Annotated in this window: 15 protein-coding genes, 1 tRNA gene and 1 pseudogene; 14 read left to right on the top strand and 3 right to left on the bottom strand. The window is 60.8% G+C overall.

Annotation, left to right across the window (positions count from 1 at the left end; genetic code table 11):
* The first annotated feature begins 706 nt into the window (after positions 1–706).
* A complete protein-coding gene (locus tag ASD12_RS17985) occupies positions 707–1,960 on the top strand; it encodes a condensation domain-containing protein (RefSeq protein WP_056588796.1) in 1,254 nt (417 codons plus the stop codon).
* 460 nt (positions 1,961–2,420) lie between these two features.
* On the opposite strand, the gene ASD12_RS33260 is transcribed toward ASD12_RS17985, so the two are convergent.
* Both ASD12_RS33260 and ASD12_RS17975 read right to left on the bottom strand, forming a co-directional pair.
* The gene (locus ASD12_RS33260) at positions 2,421–2,705 is read right to left on the bottom strand and encodes a hypothetical protein (RefSeq protein WP_082525510.1); all 285 of its coding nucleotides are present in this window, start codon (positions 2,703–2,705) and stop codon (positions 2,421–2,423) included.
* A tRNA-Ser gene (locus tag ASD12_RS17975) sits at positions 2,665–2,754 on the bottom strand. Before ASD12_RS17975 ends, ASD12_RS33260 begins: the two co-directional genes overlap by 41 nt.
* Before the next feature lie 1,399 nt (positions 2,755–4,153).
* Between ASD12_RS17975 and ASD12_RS17960 the strand changes: the two genes are divergently transcribed.
* From ASD12_RS17960 to ASD12_RS17925, 8 genes are all read left to right on the top strand, one after another.
* Positions 4,154–4,345, top strand: a complete 192-nt coding sequence (locus ASD12_RS17960) for a hypothetical protein (protein WP_056588790.1) — start codon at positions 4,154–4,156, stop codon at positions 4,343–4,345.
* A 336-nt stretch (positions 4,346–4,681) separates the two neighbouring features.
* Positions 4,682–5,914, top strand: coding sequence for a septal ring lytic transglycosylase RlpA family protein (locus tag ASD12_RS17955; RefSeq protein WP_056588787.1), 1,233 nt, complete (start codon positions 4,682–4,684; stop codon positions 5,912–5,914).
* 103 nt (positions 5,915–6,017) lie between these two features.
* Positions 6,018–7,184, top strand: a complete 1,167-nt coding sequence (locus ASD12_RS17950; protein ID WP_056588824.1) for a D-alanyl-D-alanine carboxypeptidase family protein — start codon at positions 6,018–6,020, stop codon at positions 7,182–7,184.
* A gap of 142 nt (positions 7,185–7,326) precedes the next feature.
* On the top strand, positions 7,327–8,001 hold the full coding sequence (gene tmk / locus ASD12_RS17945) for a dTMP kinase (RefSeq protein WP_056588784.1): 675 nt from the start codon (positions 7,327–7,329) through the stop codon (positions 7,999–8,001).
* Positions 7,998–9,053, top strand: coding sequence for a DNA polymerase III subunit delta' (locus tag ASD12_RS17940; protein WP_056588782.1), 1,056 nt, complete (start codon positions 7,998–8,000; stop codon positions 9,051–9,053). The genes tmk and ASD12_RS17940 overlap by 4 nt, the downstream gene beginning before the upstream one ends.
* 141 nt (positions 9,054–9,194) lie before the next feature.
* On the top strand, positions 9,195–10,745 hold the full coding sequence (metG, locus tag ASD12_RS17935; RefSeq protein WP_056588820.1) for a methionine--tRNA ligase: 1,551 nt from the start codon (positions 9,195–9,197) through the stop codon (positions 10,743–10,745).
* A complete protein-coding gene (locus ASD12_RS17930) occupies positions 10,745–11,557 on the top strand; it encodes a TatD family hydrolase (RefSeq protein WP_056588780.1) in 813 nt (270 codons plus the stop codon). Before metG ends, ASD12_RS17930 begins: the two co-directional genes overlap by 1 nt.
* 3 nt (positions 11,558–11,560) lie before the next feature.
* Positions 11,561–12,379 carry an MBL fold metallo-hydrolase gene (locus tag ASD12_RS17925; protein ID WP_056588777.1) on the top strand — a complete coding sequence of 273 codons (819 nt, stop codon included), beginning with the start codon at positions 11,561–11,563 and terminating at the stop codon, positions 12,377–12,379.
* 13 nt (positions 12,380–12,392) lie between these two features.
* Here ASD12_RS17925 and ASD12_RS17920 read toward each other — a convergent pair whose 3' ends face one another.
* Positions 12,393–13,037, bottom strand: coding sequence for a GNAT family N-acetyltransferase (locus tag ASD12_RS17920; RefSeq protein ID WP_244482884.1), 645 nt, complete (start codon positions 13,035–13,037; stop codon positions 12,393–12,395).
* Between the two features lie 333 nt (positions 13,038–13,370).
* On the opposite strand from ASD12_RS17920, the pseudogene ASD12_RS33255 reads away from it, so the two are divergent.
* The 5 genes and pseudogenes from ASD12_RS33255 to ASD12_RS17900 form a co-directional block, all read left to right on the top strand.
* A pseudogene (locus tag ASD12_RS33255) lies at positions 13,371–13,634 on the top strand (hypothetical protein); the annotation flags it as partial.
* 163 nt (positions 13,635–13,797) lie between these two features.
* Positions 13,798–14,883: a sn-glycerol-3-phosphate ABC transporter ATP-binding protein UgpC gene (gene ugpC, locus ASD12_RS17915; RefSeq protein WP_056588770.1), complete on the top strand. Its 1,086-nt coding sequence runs from the start codon at positions 13,798–13,800 to the stop codon at positions 14,881–14,883.
* Positions 14,884–14,921: 38 nt separating this feature from the next.
* The gene (locus ASD12_RS17910) at positions 14,922–16,247 is read left to right on the top strand and encodes an ABC transporter substrate-binding protein (RefSeq protein WP_056588767.1); all 1,326 of its coding nucleotides are present in this window, start codon (positions 14,922–14,924) and stop codon (positions 16,245–16,247) included.
* A 106-nt stretch (positions 16,248–16,353) separates the two neighbouring features.
* Positions 16,354–17,304 (top strand): sugar ABC transporter permease, encoded by a 951-nt coding sequence (locus tag ASD12_RS17905; RefSeq protein ID WP_056588765.1) that lies wholly within the window; start codon positions 16,354–16,356, stop codon positions 17,302–17,304.
* 2 nt (positions 17,305–17,306) lie between these two features.
* On the top strand, positions 17,307–18,200 hold the full coding sequence (locus ASD12_RS17900) for a carbohydrate ABC transporter permease (RefSeq protein WP_056588763.1): 894 nt from the start codon (positions 17,307–17,309) through the stop codon (positions 18,198–18,200).
* Positions 18,201–18,289: the final 89 nt, after the last annotated feature.

Raw genomic sequence — 18,289 nt, 5'->3', positions numbered from 1 at the left:
GCGAGCGCCGGTCCTGCGATCATGCCGGCGAGAGCGGCGAGAACGAGAGTGCGATACATGATGGCTCCATTCGGAAGGTTGCGCGAGGATGTCGCGCCTGTGGGTGGGATTTCCATCGGTCCTGTCCGACGGCCTGTGACCGCCATTGGTGCGGCATAACCAATCCAACCTGACAAATGGCTGACAACTGCATCCGCGCCGCAGATGGGCCGCCCATCCAAATTTTCACTGTCAGCTTGTTGTCAGCCTGGCTGTTCTAGCCGAGTGCCGCGACCACGAATCATTCCCCAATCAATCGTTGCGGGGTCGCCGCAAGCGATCAGGAGCCTTTCGAACATGCAGCCCTTCAAGACCGGACTGGTCCTACGCATTCCTATCCGTGTAGCCATCGATAAAGTGCCCAACGGCATTCCCTTGATCTCCGGTATGACGGCGACCGTGACCCGTGACACCAACCGGAAATCAGACTGTGAGTTGGCTGGGCGCTTGGGGATCGCTTTACGCGCCTCCCAGAGTTCTTCCACCAACCGATGCCGCGACCGGATTGTGCCGGCACCGCGTTGCAGGACGTTCCGCTTTCTGAGACCTTACCCACAACGACTGAACCCGCAGCGCGCACGCCCGTGCAGATTGACCTTGGGCTGGTCCGTGGGATTGATCAGTCGCCGAGCATCAAATGGCCAAATCGGGAGACAGGGAGGGACATATGGGGAGCGTGATGCAGCATGGCCACGTCCACACCGATCGGAAACTCGGCGCGCTTGAGCACTTATTCTGGCTGATCGACAAGCACCGCCCGCTGCACTTCACCATGACCGGTCACGTTGTCGGCAAGACCGACGTGGCGGCATGGAGAACCGCTCTCGATGCCCTGCAACGCCGTAACGCCTTGATGTCTGCGGCGATCGAAGCTGCAGAAGAGGGTCCGTTTTTTCGGCAACGCAAGAATGCCAGGATCCCGTTGAGGATCGTTGAGGGCGATCCTGGCCGCAGCTGGCAGGCTGAGGTCGCCGCCGAACTCGGAGCCCCATTCTCCGAAAAGGATTCGCCTCTCATCAGAGCCGTCCTGATACATGCTGACGGCGCGGCGGCGATCACTCTCGCGGCCCACCATTCGATCGCAGACGGCTTTTCGCTGGCGTACGCAATACGAGATATCCTTTCCACGTTGGCGGGGAATCCTCCCCCAACCTTGCCACAGACCCCATCCGAGGACGAACTTTTCGATGCGGGTCCACCGGAGCCGATACCCACCCAGTATGCTCCAGCGGCTGACGCTCTTCCTCCCGTGCCCAAGGGCTATCATCTTCGGGATGGCTCCAATCCTTTCGTAAGCAGCCTTTCTCTACCGCAGCAGCTGACCGCGCAGTTACGCGCCCGGGCCAGGGCCGAATCCACTACGGTCCATTGTGCTTTGGCGACTGCATTGACCTTCGCAGCACGCAAGTTGTCCACCGCCTGGAGCACCATCCCAATCCGGGTCTGGTCGCCGGTCAATATGCGGCCGGTCCTCAATGCCGGAGAACACTGCGGAAACTATCTCGGCTCAGCCTCAAGCAGCTTCGGATTGGAAACGGACGCGTTCTGGGACTTAGCCCGTCGCATGGGCGCTGAGATTGCCCCTGCCAAGACACGATCGGGTCTCCATGCGGCCTTGTCCGCTGTGCGGGATTTCATCAGCAGCGGGCCGGACGTGGCAGGGGCGGCAGGCTTCGCGTCCGTTGCGTTTGCCCATGAGGCCGTGCTGACCAATCTTGGAGTCCTTCCTTTCCCCATACAGTATGGCCCGCTGAGGCTGCAGCGTGTGTGGGGACCATGTATTCTGCCTGATTTCGAAGATATGCAGTCTGTAGGTGTGGCAACCATCGGCGGAGAAGCGTGCCTAACGCATTCAAGTTACAGTCCCATCCTGGGATTGCTTGAGGAGATGCACACTAAATTGCTCCTCGCGACCGTCTGATCGGGCTTCCGTAGCAAGGATTGGTAAGTCCAGATACGCACCTGTGTTCCAATCTGAAAGATAGGCAATCACCGATGTCGAAAAAGAACATGGCTATAGGAAATACGAAATTGAAGAGGGTGTGTATTGGAGCGATACTTTTACTGTCGGCGATTCCTGGCCCGGTATGGGCTGGTGCACTGGATGAGCCGGACACGATGGAACCGTTTTTCACCGATTCCTCAATGACGACTCTGAAGCCTATGGAGTAATTCAAGGTGGTCTCCTTCGCCATCCCGGTCGAAAAACAGGAGGCGGTGAAGTCGTCCTGCAAACGGCAAGTCCAGCAGCCTCACACCGGATTCTGCGCCAATGTGAATACCTTGGGCGGTCAGAAATAGGCACATCCTGACTCGCACGGGTGGGAGAAACGAACCGCCCGTGCAGTACGTTTGACGGCGCCGTTCAATTCGAGCTGTGACTAGTGCCGGGCTTTGGCGAGAGCCCGCTTCTTGGGGTCGCGCCATTTCTTGATCTGGTTCGGCGACATGGCCAGCAGGTTCTGGCTTTCCAACTCCTCAAAAATTTCGACCAACTTGGCGAGCCGCATGGCCGGCCGAGCCTCACCGCCGAGCACGGCCGCAACCTCGGCCTCGTTGTCGACGGCGTTGCGATCGAGGAGCAGCTCGCAAATGGCGGAAAAGTGCGGTTCTGGCTCGGAAGAGTGGCGGAGGAAGTGGGATTCGAACCCACGGTGAGCTTGCACCCACGCCGGTTTTCAAGACCGGTGCCTTAAACCGCTCGGCCATTCCTCCAACTAATTGCAATCATTGCGCTTTTGTCTATTTGCAGTGGACTTGAAAAAGCCGCTTGCAACGCACTTTGCAACTATTTGCCTTTACGCTCGACGCTTATAGCGGCCTGAAGCGCAACGTCAACTTGCTCCGCTGCATCCGCCTGCATGCCGGGCATAACGTGGGAGTAGATGTCTAACGTTATCCCGATGTGCGAATGGCCCAGACGCTCGCTTGCAATCTTGGGGTGAACGCCGGCTGAAAGCATCTGTGTCGCGTGGGGTGCCGAAGGTCATGGAATCGGATGCGGGGCAGGGATGTCTTGCCGAGAACGCGCGCCCACTCATGTGTGAGGGAAACCGTCTATGTCAACTGCGGGCATGCCATGTGCTGCAAGTCGACAAAGCTCGACATCCAGGCGCTGATTGACCGTCTCGGGCCGGGTCATGGTTCCATGCAACAAGAGCTGGTCGGGCTATTCGCTTGCTCGGATTGCAAGGCTTCGGGACGCGACCGCCGGCCAATGTTCTTCACATTCGTTCCTACTACGAAGGCCAACAGCGGGCGCGCAATCGCGACTGGAAGCCAACGTTCGGTTGAGGGACTTAGGGACTTCAGTCTTAGTTGAGCTATTGCTAATATGCATTTAGCTTCGGCAATGCGGGGGGGATCCCAAAACACTGACCCGCAATGGCCGGTGCGGCCCGCTTCACCCAAGCATCCCCTGCACCGGCCATTTCCCGACGGCAGCATCAGACTGCAGAGCGACGGTTCAAATGGCCGGCGACAAGCGCAGGCAGGACGATATTCACGACCATCAGGTCGGGTATTTCGCCTCGGAGAACGGTTTGTCTCCGGACCTGACTTAGGAGTTGATCCTAAAACACGGCAACAGCCGCAAGGCAGTGATCGAAGCTGCGCAGGGTTTGAAGGGTACGGGCTGCAACTCTACGGAAACGCCTGCGGACAAGGCGACTGCGGCCTTCGAGGCGTTCCTTGACGCACCCACGGGCCGGCACTGAAAATCCGCCAACTTGGGTTAGGTGACCCGCTGCCTTACCGTGGCGGGCTTTTTTTACTGGCACTATTCGCCGTCGTTGCGGACAAAATGTCGTTGACGTCACGTTAGCTAGGCGCAATCATTTCGGATTGTGCACGGTGAGGGCGATTCAATGAAACTCGTTGTCTTAGGCATAGCAATGGTATTGGCCGCCACCGGAGCAGCTGTAGCGAAAGAGAAGAAAAAGGTGGCCACCGCTCAGGCTGCAACCTCGTGTTCTGCAGCTCATATGAAGGCTGGCAGCAAGCCGGCCCCGAAACCGGGTTGTAAATCGACACGCACCGTTGTTGCGCGACCATCAAATGGGGGCGCAAACTTCCTGGATCATTATAATCCGCGCTTAGGGTATGACACCAGTCCGTGGTTTTCGAACTGGCTATAATTGATGGCGGCTTCGGCTTCCAGGCCTTTTTCGGCCAGACTAATGCCGACACCGAGCGGGAGCAGTCGGACACCTACCGAAGAAAAAGCTGCAAATTTGCAGAATTGGCCCGCCACCTCTCGGCAGCGGGCTTTTCCTTTTTGCAGGGGGTTACCGGTGAGAAACCATGATGACCATCTCGCCAGGATTTCCCCAGATTCGCCATCTCCGTCAACCGGCAGCCATGACCCGGAGCAGGCGAGGCCAGGCGCGCTCTGTGGCAGGTTCAGGAAATCACCGTCGCATGATGGAACGAAAAGCGGCGACTTTTCAGGGTGCTCGGCACGGTGAGGGCGTCACAATCTTGCCCGGTTAAGGCCACAATCGATTAATACCGTGATAAACAATTCCTGCGCACAAAGGATCGGGGTTCTAGACGTCGTTGGTATTTTGTCGGGTGAGTGTTTTTGGCTCCTCTGATGGTGAACGCGGCGTGTTGAGTTGAGACTGAAGGGGACATCAGGAAAATGCAGGCTGTGACGCACCCGCGTCTTCGTCGCGCTGCTACAGTCGCGTTGTTGGCCGCCTCGGCAGCCTTGCTGGCCGCCTGCGCGTCGCAGCCTGAGCCGAAAGCGATGGTCTACAAGAAGACCCGCTCCAAGGAATACTTCGCCGAATCCGAATATGGCGTGAAGGCAAGCCCGCGTGTGTTCTCCCAGAACGGGCGCATACAACGCGGCGGCGGAAGGGATCAGCTCGGCAAGCCCTACCAGGTCCGCGGCAAGTGGTATTACCCGAAGGAGGACAAGCGCTACGCCAAGGTCGGCCTGGCCTCCTGGTATGGTGACGCCTTCCACGGCCGGCTTACCGCCAACGGCGAAGTCTATGACATGACCCACCTGACGGCGGCGCACCCAACCATGCCGCTGCCAAGCTATGCCCGCGTCACCAATCTCAAAACCGGCAGTTCGGTCATCGTTCGCGTCAATGATCGCGGCCCGTATCACGAAGGCCGCATTATCGATGTGTCGGAGCGCGCCGCGCAAATGCTTGATTATGCCAACATTGGCACCGCTCAAGTGAAGGTCGAATATGTCGGCCGTGCACCGCTCGACGGCGATGACGACCAGTATCTGATGGCCTCCTACCACCCCGGCAACAGGGCGCCGGATCCGTCGGACGGACTGCCGACCGGCGTCATGGTCGCCATGAACGGGCCGTCGCCAAGCCTGCCTGCAGGCACTGCCGCCGTGCCGTTTCCGGGTCAGTTGACTGATTCCGGCGCCGTCCAGCCGGTCATGTCGGCGCAAACGCCGGCCTACGGCGATCTGGCGCTGCCCGATTTCGGCCCGATCGTGCCGGAACGCCCGGAAATCAGCCTGCCGCCGCAATCGCCGTTTGCCGTGGCCTCGCTGTCCTATGCGGACGAGCGGGTGGAACGCGCCTCCAATGCTTTCGCCGCGCTGGGTGGCGACGGCATGTCGCCGGCCGACGTGCTTCAATCGTGGAAGCGCCAGCCGCCGTCGGCCGGTCCGTCCACCGACTACGTCGCTGCCGGTTCGTTCGAGGATGCAGCGGATGCCAAGCGCGTTGCCGCTCAACTCGCCGCGTACGGCAAGATCGAGATCCAGCGCTCGGAACTCGATGGCGAGGATTGGTATTCGGTCAATCTTTATCCCGATGGCCACCGCAATCTGGATGATTTGTTGCAGGCGGCATGGTCGCATGGCGCGCCCGATGCGCTGGCTGTGCGCAACTGACCATAAGCCGGGTCGGATTTCCGCTGCGCGGTTGATCCGCCGCGCAAAAAGCCTGATACTTTTCGCGGGCTTGCCGGCCGTGCCGGCCAACGGGTCGAACATCATGCAATTGCGCTTGCTCCCGCCTCTCGCCGGGCTTCTGATTTTTGGCCTGCTGCTGTTTTCCCAGGCTCCGGCCCGTGCGCAGCTGTTCGAGACCAAGGCCGCGCAGGTCTTCATGATCGACGCAGAGACCGGGACGGTGCTGTTTTCGAAGGATGCCGACAAGCCGATACAGCCGGCCTCGATGGCCAAGCTGATGACCATGGAAGTGGTTTTCAACGCCATCAAGTCCGGCCGCCTGAAGCTCGACGACACGTTCGTGGTCAGTGAAAACGCCTGGCGCAAGGGTGGCGCGCCTTCGGGAACATCGACGATGTTTGCCAAGCTCAAGTCCTCGATCCGGCTCGATGACCTGATCCAGGGTGTGACCGTGCAGGCGGCCAATGACGGCTGCATCGTCATCGCCGAAGGCATGTCCGGATCCGAAGACAATTTTGCCGCGCAGATGACCGAACGCGCCCGCCAGATCGGCCTCAAGACATCGACTTTCGTCAATTCCACCGGCCTGCCTGCGGATGGCCAGCAGACGACCGTGCGTGAACTGGCACTGCTCGCCGTGCACCTGTGGCGCGACTATCCGGACCTTTACCGCTACTACGGTCAGAAGGATTTTACCTGGAACAAGATCTCGCAGAGGAACCGCAATCCGCTGCTGGCGATGGACATCGGCGCCGATGGCCTGGCGGTCGGCGCGAGTGAGGTGTCGGGTTTCGGCATCGTCGGTTCGGTCAGCCACAACGGCACGCGGGTGATCGCGGCGATGAGCGGGCTGGCGAACGACAAGGAGCGCGCCGAGGAGGCGCGAAAGCTGCTCGACTGGGGCGTCCGCTCCTTCGAGAAGACCGAAATCTTCGCCAAGGACGAAGTGGTCGGCGAGGCCCAGGTTTTTGGCGGTGCGAAGTCCGGGGTGACGCTGAAGGCCAAGGGTCCGATCGACATCTTCCTGCCGATCACCAACCGCGACAAGCTGACGGCCAGGATTGTTTACAACGGCCCGGTCGCGGCACCGGTGGAGGAGGGGCAGCCGGTGGGCGCGCTGCGCGTCTGGATCGGCGACACGCTCAGTCAGGAGACGCCGCTTTTCGCCGCCGAATCGATCGGCGTCGGCACGCTGCCGCAGCGTGCGCTCGATGCCGTCAAGGAACTGGCGGTCGGCTGGCTGCGCTAATGCATGTCGCTCAAAAGTGGCCCCGGTTTTTGGGGGAACGACGTGCATAAAGGCAAAAAATCGACGACATGGACGTTTCGTCGAACGGGGACTATCTAGAGCGCGACAATCCCATTCAGGCAAGGACAAGAAGGCCTCTCGGTTGGCACGTGGATTTTTCATCACCTTCGAAGGCGGCGAAGGAGCAGGCAAGTCGACGCAGATCGAGCGGCTGGCCAGGAAGATGCGCGCCAAGAAATACGACGTCCTCCTTACCCGCGAACCGGGCGGCTCGCTGGGCGCCGAAGCGGTCAGGCACGTGCTGCTTTCGGGCGCCGCCGAACCGTTCGGGCCGAAGATGGAAGCGCTGCTTTTCGCCGCCGCGCGGTCCGACCATGTCGAACAGGTCATCCGGCCGGCGGTCGAGCGCGGCTCCATCGTGCTTTGTGACCGCTTCCTCGATTCCTCGCGCGTCTACCAGGGCGTCACCGGCGGGATCGATCCGGTGTTCATGGATACGCTGGAGCAGGTTGCCATCAACGGCATGATGCCGGACATGACGCTGATCTTCGACATCGATCCGGCGGAAGGCCTGAGGCGCGCAACGCTGCGGCGCGGTACCGAGGCAGTCGCCGACCGCTTCGAAAAGGAGACGCTGGCGATCCACGAGGCCCGCCGCGAGGCGTTCCTGGCGATCGCCGCGGCCGAGCCGGAACGCTGTATCGTGGTCGATGCGGCCGCCGATCCCGACGTGGTCGAAAATGTCGTTACCGCCGCCGTCTTCGCGGCGCTGGAAGCGAGAACGCCGGCTCGCGACAGGCAGGCGACACCGGCATGATTTTTGAGCGCATCGCACCCGAACAGCACGACACGCTGGACGGCGTGCCCGAGCCATCCGAAACGCCGCGTCTGGTCGGGCACAGCCAAGCCGCGGCCATGCTCACCGCCGCCTACCGCGCGGGAAAGCTGCCGCATGCGCTGATCTTCTCCGGACCGGTCGGCATCGGCAAGGCGACGCTGGCCTTCCATCTTGCTCACCATCTCCTGAAGCATCCGGATTTCGCGCAGGCGCCGGAAAGCCTTGCCACTCCCGATCCGGCTTCGTCGCTGTTTCGCCAGATCGCCACCGGGGCGCATCCCGGCGTGCTGCATCTGACCCGGCCGCTGAACGACAAGACCAAGAGCTTCAAGACGGTCGTCACTGTCGATGAAATTCGCAAGGTCAACCGCTTCCTGTCGCTGACCTCGCATGATGGCAGCTACCGGGTCGTCATCGTCGACCCGGCCGACGACATGAACGCCAATGCCGCCAATGCCTTGCTGAAGAATCTTGAAGAGCCGCCGGCACGAACCTTGTTCATCCTGATCGTCCATGCACCGGGCAGTCTGCTGCCGACGATCCGGTCGCGCTGCCAGGTGGTGCGATTGACGCCGCTCGACGCCGAAGAGCTGATGGCGGTGCTGGAAACGGCGGGACCGCCGCCGCCGGACGACCCAGCGGCGCGCGCGGCACTGGCCGAGCGGGCAGGAGGCAGCGCCCGCAACGCGATCCTGTTGACGCAGTATGGCGGGCTGGAGATCGCCTCGACGCTCGACGCCCTGGTGGCGGGAAGAAAGAGCGATGTCGGCGGCGCGTTTCGTCTTGCCGAAGCCGTGGCCGGCCGCGACCAGGCGATCCAGTTCGATATCTTCAACCGCCGGGCACTGGACCTGTTGTCGGACGCGGCAAGCCAGGCAGCGCTGGCGGGCGATCTCGCTCGGGCCAAAACGCTGTCGGACACTTGGCATGAGGCACTGGACGCTATATCTGAGACCGATACCTACAATCTCGACAAGAAGCAGCACGCTTTGACCATGATCGAGCGCCTGAACTCTGCAATGCGAATGTGACGGCCTTTTCGATGCATGCCGTTGCCCTCAAAACCGGGGCCACTTTTGGGCGGCATGCATTGGCCACGGGATGGCAATCGCCGTTCCGATGCGATATCCACCGCCACGCCTTTCCATTCAGACATTCATGACGGTCCATTCATGTCACGCGACACATTCTACATCACCACCCCGATCTTCTATCCGAACGGCAAGCCGCATATCGGTCACGCCTATACGGTCATTGCAACCGACGCGTTGGCTCGCTTCCAGCGTCTGGACGGCAAGGACGTGTTCTTCCTGACCGGCACGGACGAACATGGCCTCAAGATGCAGCAGACGGCCGAGAAGGAAGGCATAACGCCTCTGGCGCTGGCCGACCGCAATTCGGCGATTTTCCGTGCCATGACCGAGGCGATGGGCGGCTCGAATGACGAGTACATTCGCACGACGGAGCCGCGCCACTATGAATCCTGCCAGGCGATCTGGAAGGCGATGGCCGCCAATGGCGACATCTATCTCGACCGCTATAGCGGCTGGTACTCGGTTCGCCAGGAAGCCTATTTCGACGAAGGTGAGACGACCGTCGGCGACGACGGCGTGCGTCGCGAACCGCTTGGCTCGCCCGTCGAATGGAACGAGGAAGAAAGCTACTTCTTCCGGCTTTCCGCCTATCAGGACAAATTGCTGGCACTTTATGAGAGCCAGCCCGACTTTGTCGGTCCGACTGAGCGCCGCAACGAGGTGCTGAGCTTCGTCAAGTCCGGGCTGAAGGATCTGTCGATCTCGCGTACGACCTTCAAATGGGGCGTGCCGGTGCCAGGCGACGACAAGCATGTGATGTATGTCTGGGTCGACGCCTTGACCAATTACATCACCGCCGCCGGCTATCCCGACACAAAGGCCGAGCAGTGGCGCTATTGGCCGGCCACGCACATCATCGGCAAGGACATTGTCCGCTTCCATGCGGTCTATTGGCCGGCCTTTCTGATGTCGGCCGGTATCGAGTTGCCAAAGCGCGTTTTCGCGCATGGCTTCCTGTTCAACCGCGGCGAGAAAATGTCGAAATCGGTTGGCAACGTCGTCGATCCATTCGCCATGGTCGAGCACTACGGTCTCGACCAGGTGCGCTATTTCTTCCTGCGCGAGGTGCCGTTCGGCAACGATGGCAGCTACAGCCATGAGGCGATCGTCAACCGTACCAATGCCGACCTTGCCAATGGTCTCGGCAATCTGGCGCAGCGATCGCTGTCGATGATCGCCAAGAACTGCGGCGGCGTGGTGCCGCAACGCGGCGAGCTGACGGATGCCGACAGCGCGATCCTGGACCAGGCCGTCGCCGCGCTCGACACCGCGCGCAAGGCGATGGCCGAGCAGGCTATCCATCTGGCGCTCGCGTCGATCTTCGGGGTGGTGGCGGAAGCCGACCGATACTTCGCCGGCGAGGCACCATGGGCGCTGAAGAAGACCAATCCGGCGCGCATGGAAACCGTGCTGTGGACGACCGCCGAGGTCGTGCGTCGCGTGGCGGTGCTGTGTCAGCCCTTCGTCCCGGGCTCGGCCAACAAACTGCTCGATCTGCTGGCGGTCCCGGCGGATAGGCGCGATTTCGCGCATGTCCACGCCGACCATGCGCTGGTGCCAGGCACTGCGTTGCCCGTGCCGGAAGGGGTGTTTCCGCGTTACGTCGAACAGCCGGACGCGAACGTCTGATGCTCGTCGACAGCCACTGCCATCTGGATTTTCCAGATTTCGCCGAGGAGAGGGCGGCTATCGTCGCCCGCGCCAAGGCGGCCGGTGTCGCTCGCATGGTGACGATCTCAACTCGAGTGAAGCGATTTCAGCAAATCCTTGAAATCGCAGATACTTTCGATGAGGTATACTGTTCGGTCGGCACCCATCCGCACAATGCCGCGGAAGAGCTGGACGTAACGTCAGCCGATCTGGTGCGGCTGGCTGCCCACCCGAAGGTGGTGGCGATCGGCGAGGCCGGTCTCGACTATTTCTACGACAAGGCGCCACGCGATGCACAGGCGCAAGCGTTTCGCAATCACATCGCCGCCGCACGCGAAACGGGGCTGCCCCTGGTCATCCATTCACGCGATGCCGATGCCGATATGGCTAATATTCTCGAGGACGAAACAGGGAAGGGCGCCTTCCCCTTCATCCTGCATTGCTTTTCCTCCGGGCGCCGACTTGCCGAGGTGGGCGTCGCTCTCGGCGGCTACGTGTCGTTCTCAGGCATTCTCACCTTCAAGAATTCGGCAGAGTTGCGCGCCATTGCCGCCGATGTGCCGCACGACCGCCTGCTGGTCGAAACCGACGCGCCCTACCTGGCGCCCGTGCCATTTCGCGGCAAGCGCAACGAACCGGCCTATGTCGCCCATACCGCCAGGGTGCTGGCCGAAACAATCGGTGTCGGCGAGGCTGAAATCGCTGATCTGACGACGAACAATTTCTTCCGCCTGTTCGGCAAGATGCCGCGACCTCCCGAGCAAAGTGTTTGGCCCGAGCAAAGTGCCTGAACGATGCCTGACCGCCTGCGCCTCACCATTCTCGGCTGCGGCTCGTCGCCAGGCACGCCGCGCATCACTGGCGACTGGGGCAATTGCGACCCGCACAACCCGAAGAACCGGCGCATGCGCACCGCTGTCCTGGTCGAGCGGATCGCGGCGAACGGCATCCGCACGATTGTCGTCATCGACACAGGACCGGATTTTCGGCAGCAAATGCTGATGGCCTGCGTCAAACGCATCGATGCGGTCGTCTATACGCACCCTCATGCCGACCATATCCACGGCATCGACGACCTGCGCGGTTTCGTTCAGGATCAGCGCCAGCTGATCGACATCCACGCCGACACCGCGACAATGCTTCGGCTGCGGGAGGCGTTCGGATATTGTTTCGAGACGCCGCAAGGCAGTTCCTATCCGCCGATCGTCCGGCCGCATCTCATCGACCACGCCAGGCCGGTGGTCATCGAAGGAGAGGGGGGTGCCCTCACCCTCGAGCCGTTGCCGCAAATCCATGGCGATATCATATCGCTCGGCTTTCGCATCGGCGCGCTAGCCTATTGCCCTGACATCAGTGGCTTTCCGGAGGCCACCGTCGAACGGCTGCGCGGCCTCGACGTGTTGATCATCGACGCGCTGCAGTACCGGATGCATCCAAGTCACCTGTCACTTGGGCAAGCGTTGGACTGGATCGAGCGATTGGCGCCAACACACGCCGTGCTGACGCATATGCACGTGCCGCTCGACTACGCCACGGTGATGGCCGAGACACCAGCCAACGTCGAACCGGCCTATGATGGAATGGTGATCGAAATCCCTTATGATTCAGTGTGATGCGAATAGACCTTCATGAGGGCTTTCGACTCCTTGGTGCAAATATTAGCAGCGTTCCGATCCGCTCGTAGCCCATCCGGGGATAAAGCAGCGCCCCGGCGTGGGTTGCAGCCAGCACCGAGTACCTCGACCCACGCGCCCGATCGTCGTGCAACATTTTCGACATCAAAGCCTGGCCAATGCCGCGACGCCGGTGCGAAGGCTCGACATACATGCTCGAACACCACGTGGCTCCCACGGCATCCAAGCTGCGCACGCGCCCAACGATATCGGCGCCATCGACTGCCACATACTGGCGGAACGGCGCACTATCGCCGAGCAAATCGTCCGCGATCGGCAGCCTGCGGATGATCTTTCCCAACTGCGCCGCCCGTTCGGCTGTCTGCACGCGTTCGACCGAAGCAACCGCCGGCGGACTCGGAATCTGGCGCAATCGGTGGACGAAAAAGCCTTCGGTCCGAAGCAGCCGATAGCCGAGAGCTTTGTAGGCGGCTCGTGTCGGCCCGTCCGGATCCTCGTTCGCGATCACAACGGAAATGGCAAAGCCCGACCGTGCATGTTGCCGCACGATGGCATCGGCCTCTGGAGCGGCGACGTCATGGACGACCCATTCCTCGCCGCGGTAGTCGCGAGGATTCTTGCGCTCGGCGTCGCGCATCAGCCACAACGGTCCGACGCGGCTGGCCTCGTAAGGAAAGGTTCGGCTTCTGTCGGCGCTGTAGCCATGCACGAACACGTCGACGGCCGCTTCGATGTCGCTGTTTGCCATCTTCATTTCGACAGCCTAGCGTTGGCTATCCGCTCAAGGCAATACGCGACAATTGGCTCAAGCCTATGAAAATCAGCGGCAATTTCCAGTTCTTGGCTAATGCGTAAGTTCCATAATCTATCTTATGCGACTTTCTGATGTGGCCCAAAGTTAAAATGTCCCACTTTTGCAAAGTAGGAATGTCGCTTCCGCTTTGCTGAATGCCCGGCACCGCTAGCGAGGGAGGCAGATCTGAACGTCGCGATATGGTCGCTCTGGAACTATGTGATGGGCGCCACCCTCACCCGGGCCAGCTTCGACCTCTCGGACGACAACAGGGTCACCTCGCGGCAGCGTCTTGAGCATTTCAGCGAACGCTGCCCGACAATCGAACGTTCCCGCCTGCTGTTGGATGACGATTGGGATCGATGGCCTCTCTCCCGGACAATGAACTCTTGCTTGCCATCGGTGGCCGTCACCGCATCGCACTCTGGTTCACCTGCTTGATTCATGATGCTACTTTCGGCAGGCGTTTGCCTTTACAGGCAGGTCTGGTAGCGCTACCGTTTCATCATCGCGCGTGACCAGGGAGGAGCTTGGGAGCTGTCGCGGGCCAGATAGAAAGCGGTTCCCTTCGACGACGTCGCAGGAATCTGTCGGGAGGAAATCGATGGCGTCTGTCGCGATTGGCGATGTCTACAAGTCGTTCGGGACCGTCGAGATTCTCCACGGCGTCAGCGTGGATATAAAAGACGGCGAGTTCGTCACTCTGGTCGGGCCGTCGGGCTGCGGAAAGTCGACCCTTCTCAGGATGATCGCCGGCCTGGAAAAGATTTCGCGCGGCCAGATTGCGATTGGCGAGCGGGTCGTCAACAACGTGGCGCCAAAAGAACGCGACGTCGCCATGGTCTTCCAGAACTACGCGCTCTACCCGCACATGACCGTCGCCGAGAACATGGCATTCTCGCTCATGCTCAAGGGTGTTTCGAAAGCCGAAAGCGATGCCGGCGTTCAGCGCGCGGCCGAAATCCTTGGACTAGTGCCGCTGCTGTCGCGCTATCCGCGGCAGCTTTCCGGCGGCCAGCGCCAGCGCGTCGCCATGGGTCGAGCGATCGTGCGCGATCCGGCTGTCTTCCTCTTCGACGAGCCGCTATCCAATCTCGACGCCAAGCTCCGAGTGCAGATGCGTGCCGAGATCAAGGAATTGCACCAGCGCCTGAAGACCACGACAGTCTATGTCACTCACGACCAGATCGAAGCCATGACCATGGCCGACAAGATCGTCGTCATGCACGACGGCATCGTCGAGCAGATCGGCCCGCCACTGGAACTCTATGACCGGCCGAACAATCTTTTTGTCGCCAGCTTTATCGGCTCGCCGGCCATGAATTTGCTCAGGGGCGAAATCGCCACCGACGGCTCGCCGTCCTTTCGAGGCTCCGGGGGGATTTCAATCCCGCTGGCCTCGGCACTTTCCATCGGCAATGGCGAGCCGGTGGTGCTGGGAATACGGCCGGAGCATTTGCGGCTGTCCGACCACCAGGGCATTCCGGTCACCGTCGCAGTGGTCGAGCCAACAGGGTCCGAAGTGCAGCTCATCGGCCGGACAGCCAGCGGCGAAGAGATCGTCGCGAATTTCCGGGAACGCCATTCCTTCACGCCGGGCGAAACCATCCGGCTTACGGCCGATCCCGGCCTCATCCATCTCTTCCACGGCGAAACCGGACAGCGATTCGAAACACGCACCGAGCAGTAGGACTTCACGGCAAGGACAATAAACAGGAGGAAACGAGCATGAAATTCACCAGACGTGACGTGATCCGCACCACCGCTGGCGCCGCGGCGGGTGTCTTGGGAAGCCGGTTCGTCGGCTCTCCCGCCTTCGCCCAACAGGGATTGACATATAAGCCCGAGGAAGGCGCAAAGCTGCGGCTGCTGCGTTGGTCGCCGTTCGTGCAGGGCGATGAGGACCAATGGCTGGCCAATACCAAGCGGTTCACCGAGGCTACAGGCGTCCAGGTTCGCGTCGACAAGGAAAGCTGGGAGGACATTCGCCCCAAGGCGGCGGTCGCCGCCAATGTCGGCTCCGGTCCGGACCTCATGTTCGTCTGGTTCGACGACCCGCATCAATATCCCGACAAGCTTCACGATGTGTCGGAGTTGGGTGAGTATCTGGGCGCGAAATATGGCGGCTGGCACGACGGTCCAAAGCAGTATGCAACACGGGAGGGCAAATTCCTCGGCCTGCCCCTGGCCACCATCGGCAATGCCATCGTCTATCGGGAGAGCTGGGTGAAGGAAGCTGGCTTCTCGGAGTTTCCGAAGGACACCGCAGGCTTCCTCGAACTCTGCAAGGCCTTGCAGGCGAAGGGACATCCCGCCGGCTTCACGCACGGCCATGGCGTCGGCGACGGTAACAACTACGCTCACTGGCTGCTCTGGAGCCATGGCGGTCAGATGGTCGACGAAGGCGGAAAGGTGGCGATCAACAGCCCGGAGACCCTCAAGGCGATCGAATACGCGCAGGAGCTCTACAAGACCTTCATCCCCGGCACCGAAAGCTGGCTCGACGTCAACAACAACCGCGCCTTCCTGGCCGGCGAACTGGGGGTGATCGCCAATGGAATTTCCGCCTACAACACGGCCAAGATCAACAAGGACAAGGATCCCAAGCTGGCTGAAATCGCCAAGGACATACGCACGACCAACCTGCCGATCGGCCCTGTCGGCAAATCCGTCGAACTGTTCCAGGTGACCACGGCCGTCATTTTCGACTACACGCCCTACCCCAACGCGGCCAAAGCCTATCTGCAGTTCATGTTCGAGGATCCGCAAATGTCGGACTGGATCACTTCCTCGGCGGGCTACTGCTGCCAGACACTCAAAGCCTTCGACAACAATCCGGTGTGGACGGCCGACCCGAACAATGCCGCTTATGCGAAAGCCTCGGCGACGCTGCGTCCCAACGGCTATGCCGGGCCGCTCGGTTATGCTTCGGCAGCGACCATGGCCGATTATGTCCTGGTCGACATGTTCGCCAAGGCCGTGACAGGACAGGCGACGCCGCAAGAGGCGATGGAAGAGGCCGAGAAGCGAGCAAACCGGTACTATCGCGTCTGATCACAGCGCAGCCGGGCAGCCCGCGAGCGCGCTGCCCGGCCAAGTTCCGGATTCGCGTGGCGGCCACTCGGGTCGCGATGCACCAGACTTCGTGAGGAGCCAACCCATGGCCGTGCCTTCTGCTGCCGTTCAGCCGCGTCCGTCGATCCTCTCGCGGAGCCTCTCGTCACTGGCCGAAAGCCGGAACGCGCTTGGCTTCGGCTTCATGCTGCCGGCGGCGGCACTGCTACTTGTCTTCCTGACCTATCCGCTCGGCCTCGGCGTCTGGCTTGGCTTCACCGATGCACGCATCGGCCGCCCCGGCATCTTCATCGGCCTCGAGAACTACGAATATCTTTGGAGCGACGCCGTCTTCTGGCTCTCCGTCTTCAACACCTTGCTCTACACGATCAGCGCCTCGATCCTGAAATTCGCGCTTGGCCTCTGGCTGGCTCTCATTCTCAATCAAAACCTGCCCTTCAAATCGTTCTTCCGCGCGATTGTCCTGCTGCCGTGGGTAGTGCCGACGGTGCTGTCGGCCATCGCCTTCTGGTGGATCTACGATGCGCAGTTCTCGATCCTGTCCTGGGCGCTGCAGCAGATGGGCCTTATTGACCATCGCATCAATTTCCTCGGCGATCCGACGAACGCGCGGGCGTCGGTCATCGCCGCCAATGTCTGGCGCGGCATTCCTTTCGTGGCGATCACACTGCTTGCAGGCTTGCAGACGATTCCGCAGTCGCTCTACGAGGCCGCGACGCTTGACGGTGCCAGCCGCTGGCAATTGTTCCGCTATGTGACGCTGCCGCTGCTGACGCCGATCATCGCCATCACCATGACCTTCTCCGTGCTGTTCACCTTCACCGATTTCCAGTTGATCTATGTGCTGACCCGCGGCGGACCGGTGAATGCTACCCATCTGATGGCGACATTGTCGTTTCAGCGCGGCATTTCCGGAGGCCAGCTTGGCGAGGGCGCTGCAATCGCGGTCGCCATGATCCCATTCCTGCTTGCAGCGATCCTGTTCAGCTATTTCGGCCTGCAACGCCGCAAATGGCAGCAGGGCGGCGGAGACTGACAATGACCGCGATTGCAAAAAAGAAACGTCCGGAACTCGACGAAGGCGGCATGGGTTACCTTCAGAGTCTGCCGCGCCGCGTGGTGACGGTCTATCTGCCGTTGCTGGTGTTCGTCATCGTGCTGCTGTTTCCGTTTTACTGGATGACGATCACGGCTGTTAAGCCCAATCTCGAAATGACCGACTATGCAAATTTCAATCCGTTCTGGGTCGTGCACCCGACCTTGGAGCACATCCGCTATCTCCTCTTCGACACGTCTTATCCGGGCTGGCTGCTCAACACGGTCATCATCTCGACAGCCGCCACGTTCCTGTCGCTGCTGGCTGCAGTTTTCGCGGCCTATGCGATCGAACGGCTACGGTTTTCCGGGGCACGTCAGGTCGGTCTCGCAGTCTTCCTGGCCTATCTTGTGCCGCCTTCGATCCTGTTCATCCCGCTGTCTGTGATGGTGTTCAACCTTGGGCTCTACGACACGCCCTTTGCGCTCATCCTCACCTACCCAACCTTCCTGATCCCGTTCTGCACCTGGCTTCTGATGGGGTACTTCCGTTCCATCCCGTTCGAACTGGAAGAATGCGCGCTGATTGACGGGGCGAGCCGGTGGCAGATCCTCACCAAGATCGTACTGCCACTGTCGGTGCCCGGCCTGATCTCAGCCGGCATATTCGCATTCACCCTCTCATGGAACGAGTTCATCTATGCCCTGACGTTCATCCAATCGTCCGAAAACAAGACAGTACCGGTCGGGGTGCTCACGGAGCTTGTCCGCTCCGACGTCTATGAATGGGGGGCACTGATGGCGGGAGCGCTGATCGGCTCCTTGCCGGTCGTGGTGCTCTATTCGTTCTTTGTCGAGCACTACGTTTCCTCGATGACCGGCGCGGTGAAGGAATAGCACCCTCACCTTTGCGCAATCATGAAGCATTTTCCCGGCGGCCGGGAATGCCCGATGAAGGGCACCAGGCGGCCGGTCGATAGGTGCCG

The sequence above is a fragment of the Mesorhizobium sp. Root102 genome (assembly GCF_001425625.1).
Taxonomy (GTDB): domain Bacteria; phylum Pseudomonadota; class Alphaproteobacteria; order Rhizobiales; family Rhizobiaceae; genus Mesorhizobium.
Note: the sequence above shows the minus strand (reverse complement) of the source record. Positions and strands in the feature narration are given on the sequence as shown.

What these genes read in the sequence shown, in the direction of transcription:
- ASD12_RS17940 (WP_056588782.1), top strand. Translation starts at nt 7,998, where the DNA reads ATGATTTTTGAGCGCATCGCACCCGAACAGCACGACACGCTGGACGGC.
- ugpC (WP_056588770.1), top strand. Translation starts at nt 13,798, where the DNA reads ATGGCGTCTGTCGCGATTGGCGATGTCTACAAGTCGTTCGGGACCGTC.
- metG (WP_056588820.1), top strand. Translation starts at nt 9,195, where the DNA reads ATGTCACGCGACACATTCTACATCACCACCCCGATCTTCTATCCGAAC.
- ASD12_RS17955 (WP_056588787.1), top strand. Translation starts at nt 4,682, where the DNA reads ATGCAGGCTGTGACGCACCCGCGTCTTCGTCGCGCTGCTACAGTCGCG.
- ASD12_RS17985 (WP_056588796.1), top strand. Translation starts at nt 707, where the DNA reads ATGGGGAGCGTGATGCAGCATGGCCACGTCCACACCGATCGGAAACTC.
- ASD12_RS17925 (WP_056588777.1), top strand. Translation starts at nt 11,561, where the DNA reads ATGCCTGACCGCCTGCGCCTCACCATTCTCGGCTGCGGCTCGTCGCCA.
- ASD12_RS17900 (WP_056588763.1), top strand. Translation starts at nt 17,307, where the DNA reads ATGACCGCGATTGCAAAAAAGAAACGTCCGGAACTCGACGAAGGCGGC.
- ASD12_RS17930 (WP_056588780.1), top strand. Translation starts at nt 10,745, where the DNA reads ATGCTCGTCGACAGCCACTGCCATCTGGATTTTCCAGATTTCGCCGAG.
- ASD12_RS17950 (WP_056588824.1), top strand. Translation starts at nt 6,018, where the DNA reads ATGCAATTGCGCTTGCTCCCGCCTCTCGCCGGGCTTCTGATTTTTGGC.
- ASD12_RS17910 (WP_056588767.1), top strand. Translation starts at nt 14,922, where the DNA reads ATGAAATTCACCAGACGTGACGTGATCCGCACCACCGCTGGCGCCGCG.
- ASD12_RS17905 (WP_056588765.1), top strand. Translation starts at nt 16,354, where the DNA reads ATGGCCGTGCCTTCTGCTGCCGTTCAGCCGCGTCCGTCGATCCTCTCG.
- ASD12_RS17920 (WP_244482884.1), bottom strand. Translation starts at nt 13,037, where the DNA reads ATGCGCGACGCCGAGCGCAAGAATCCTCGCGACTACCGCGGCGAGGAA.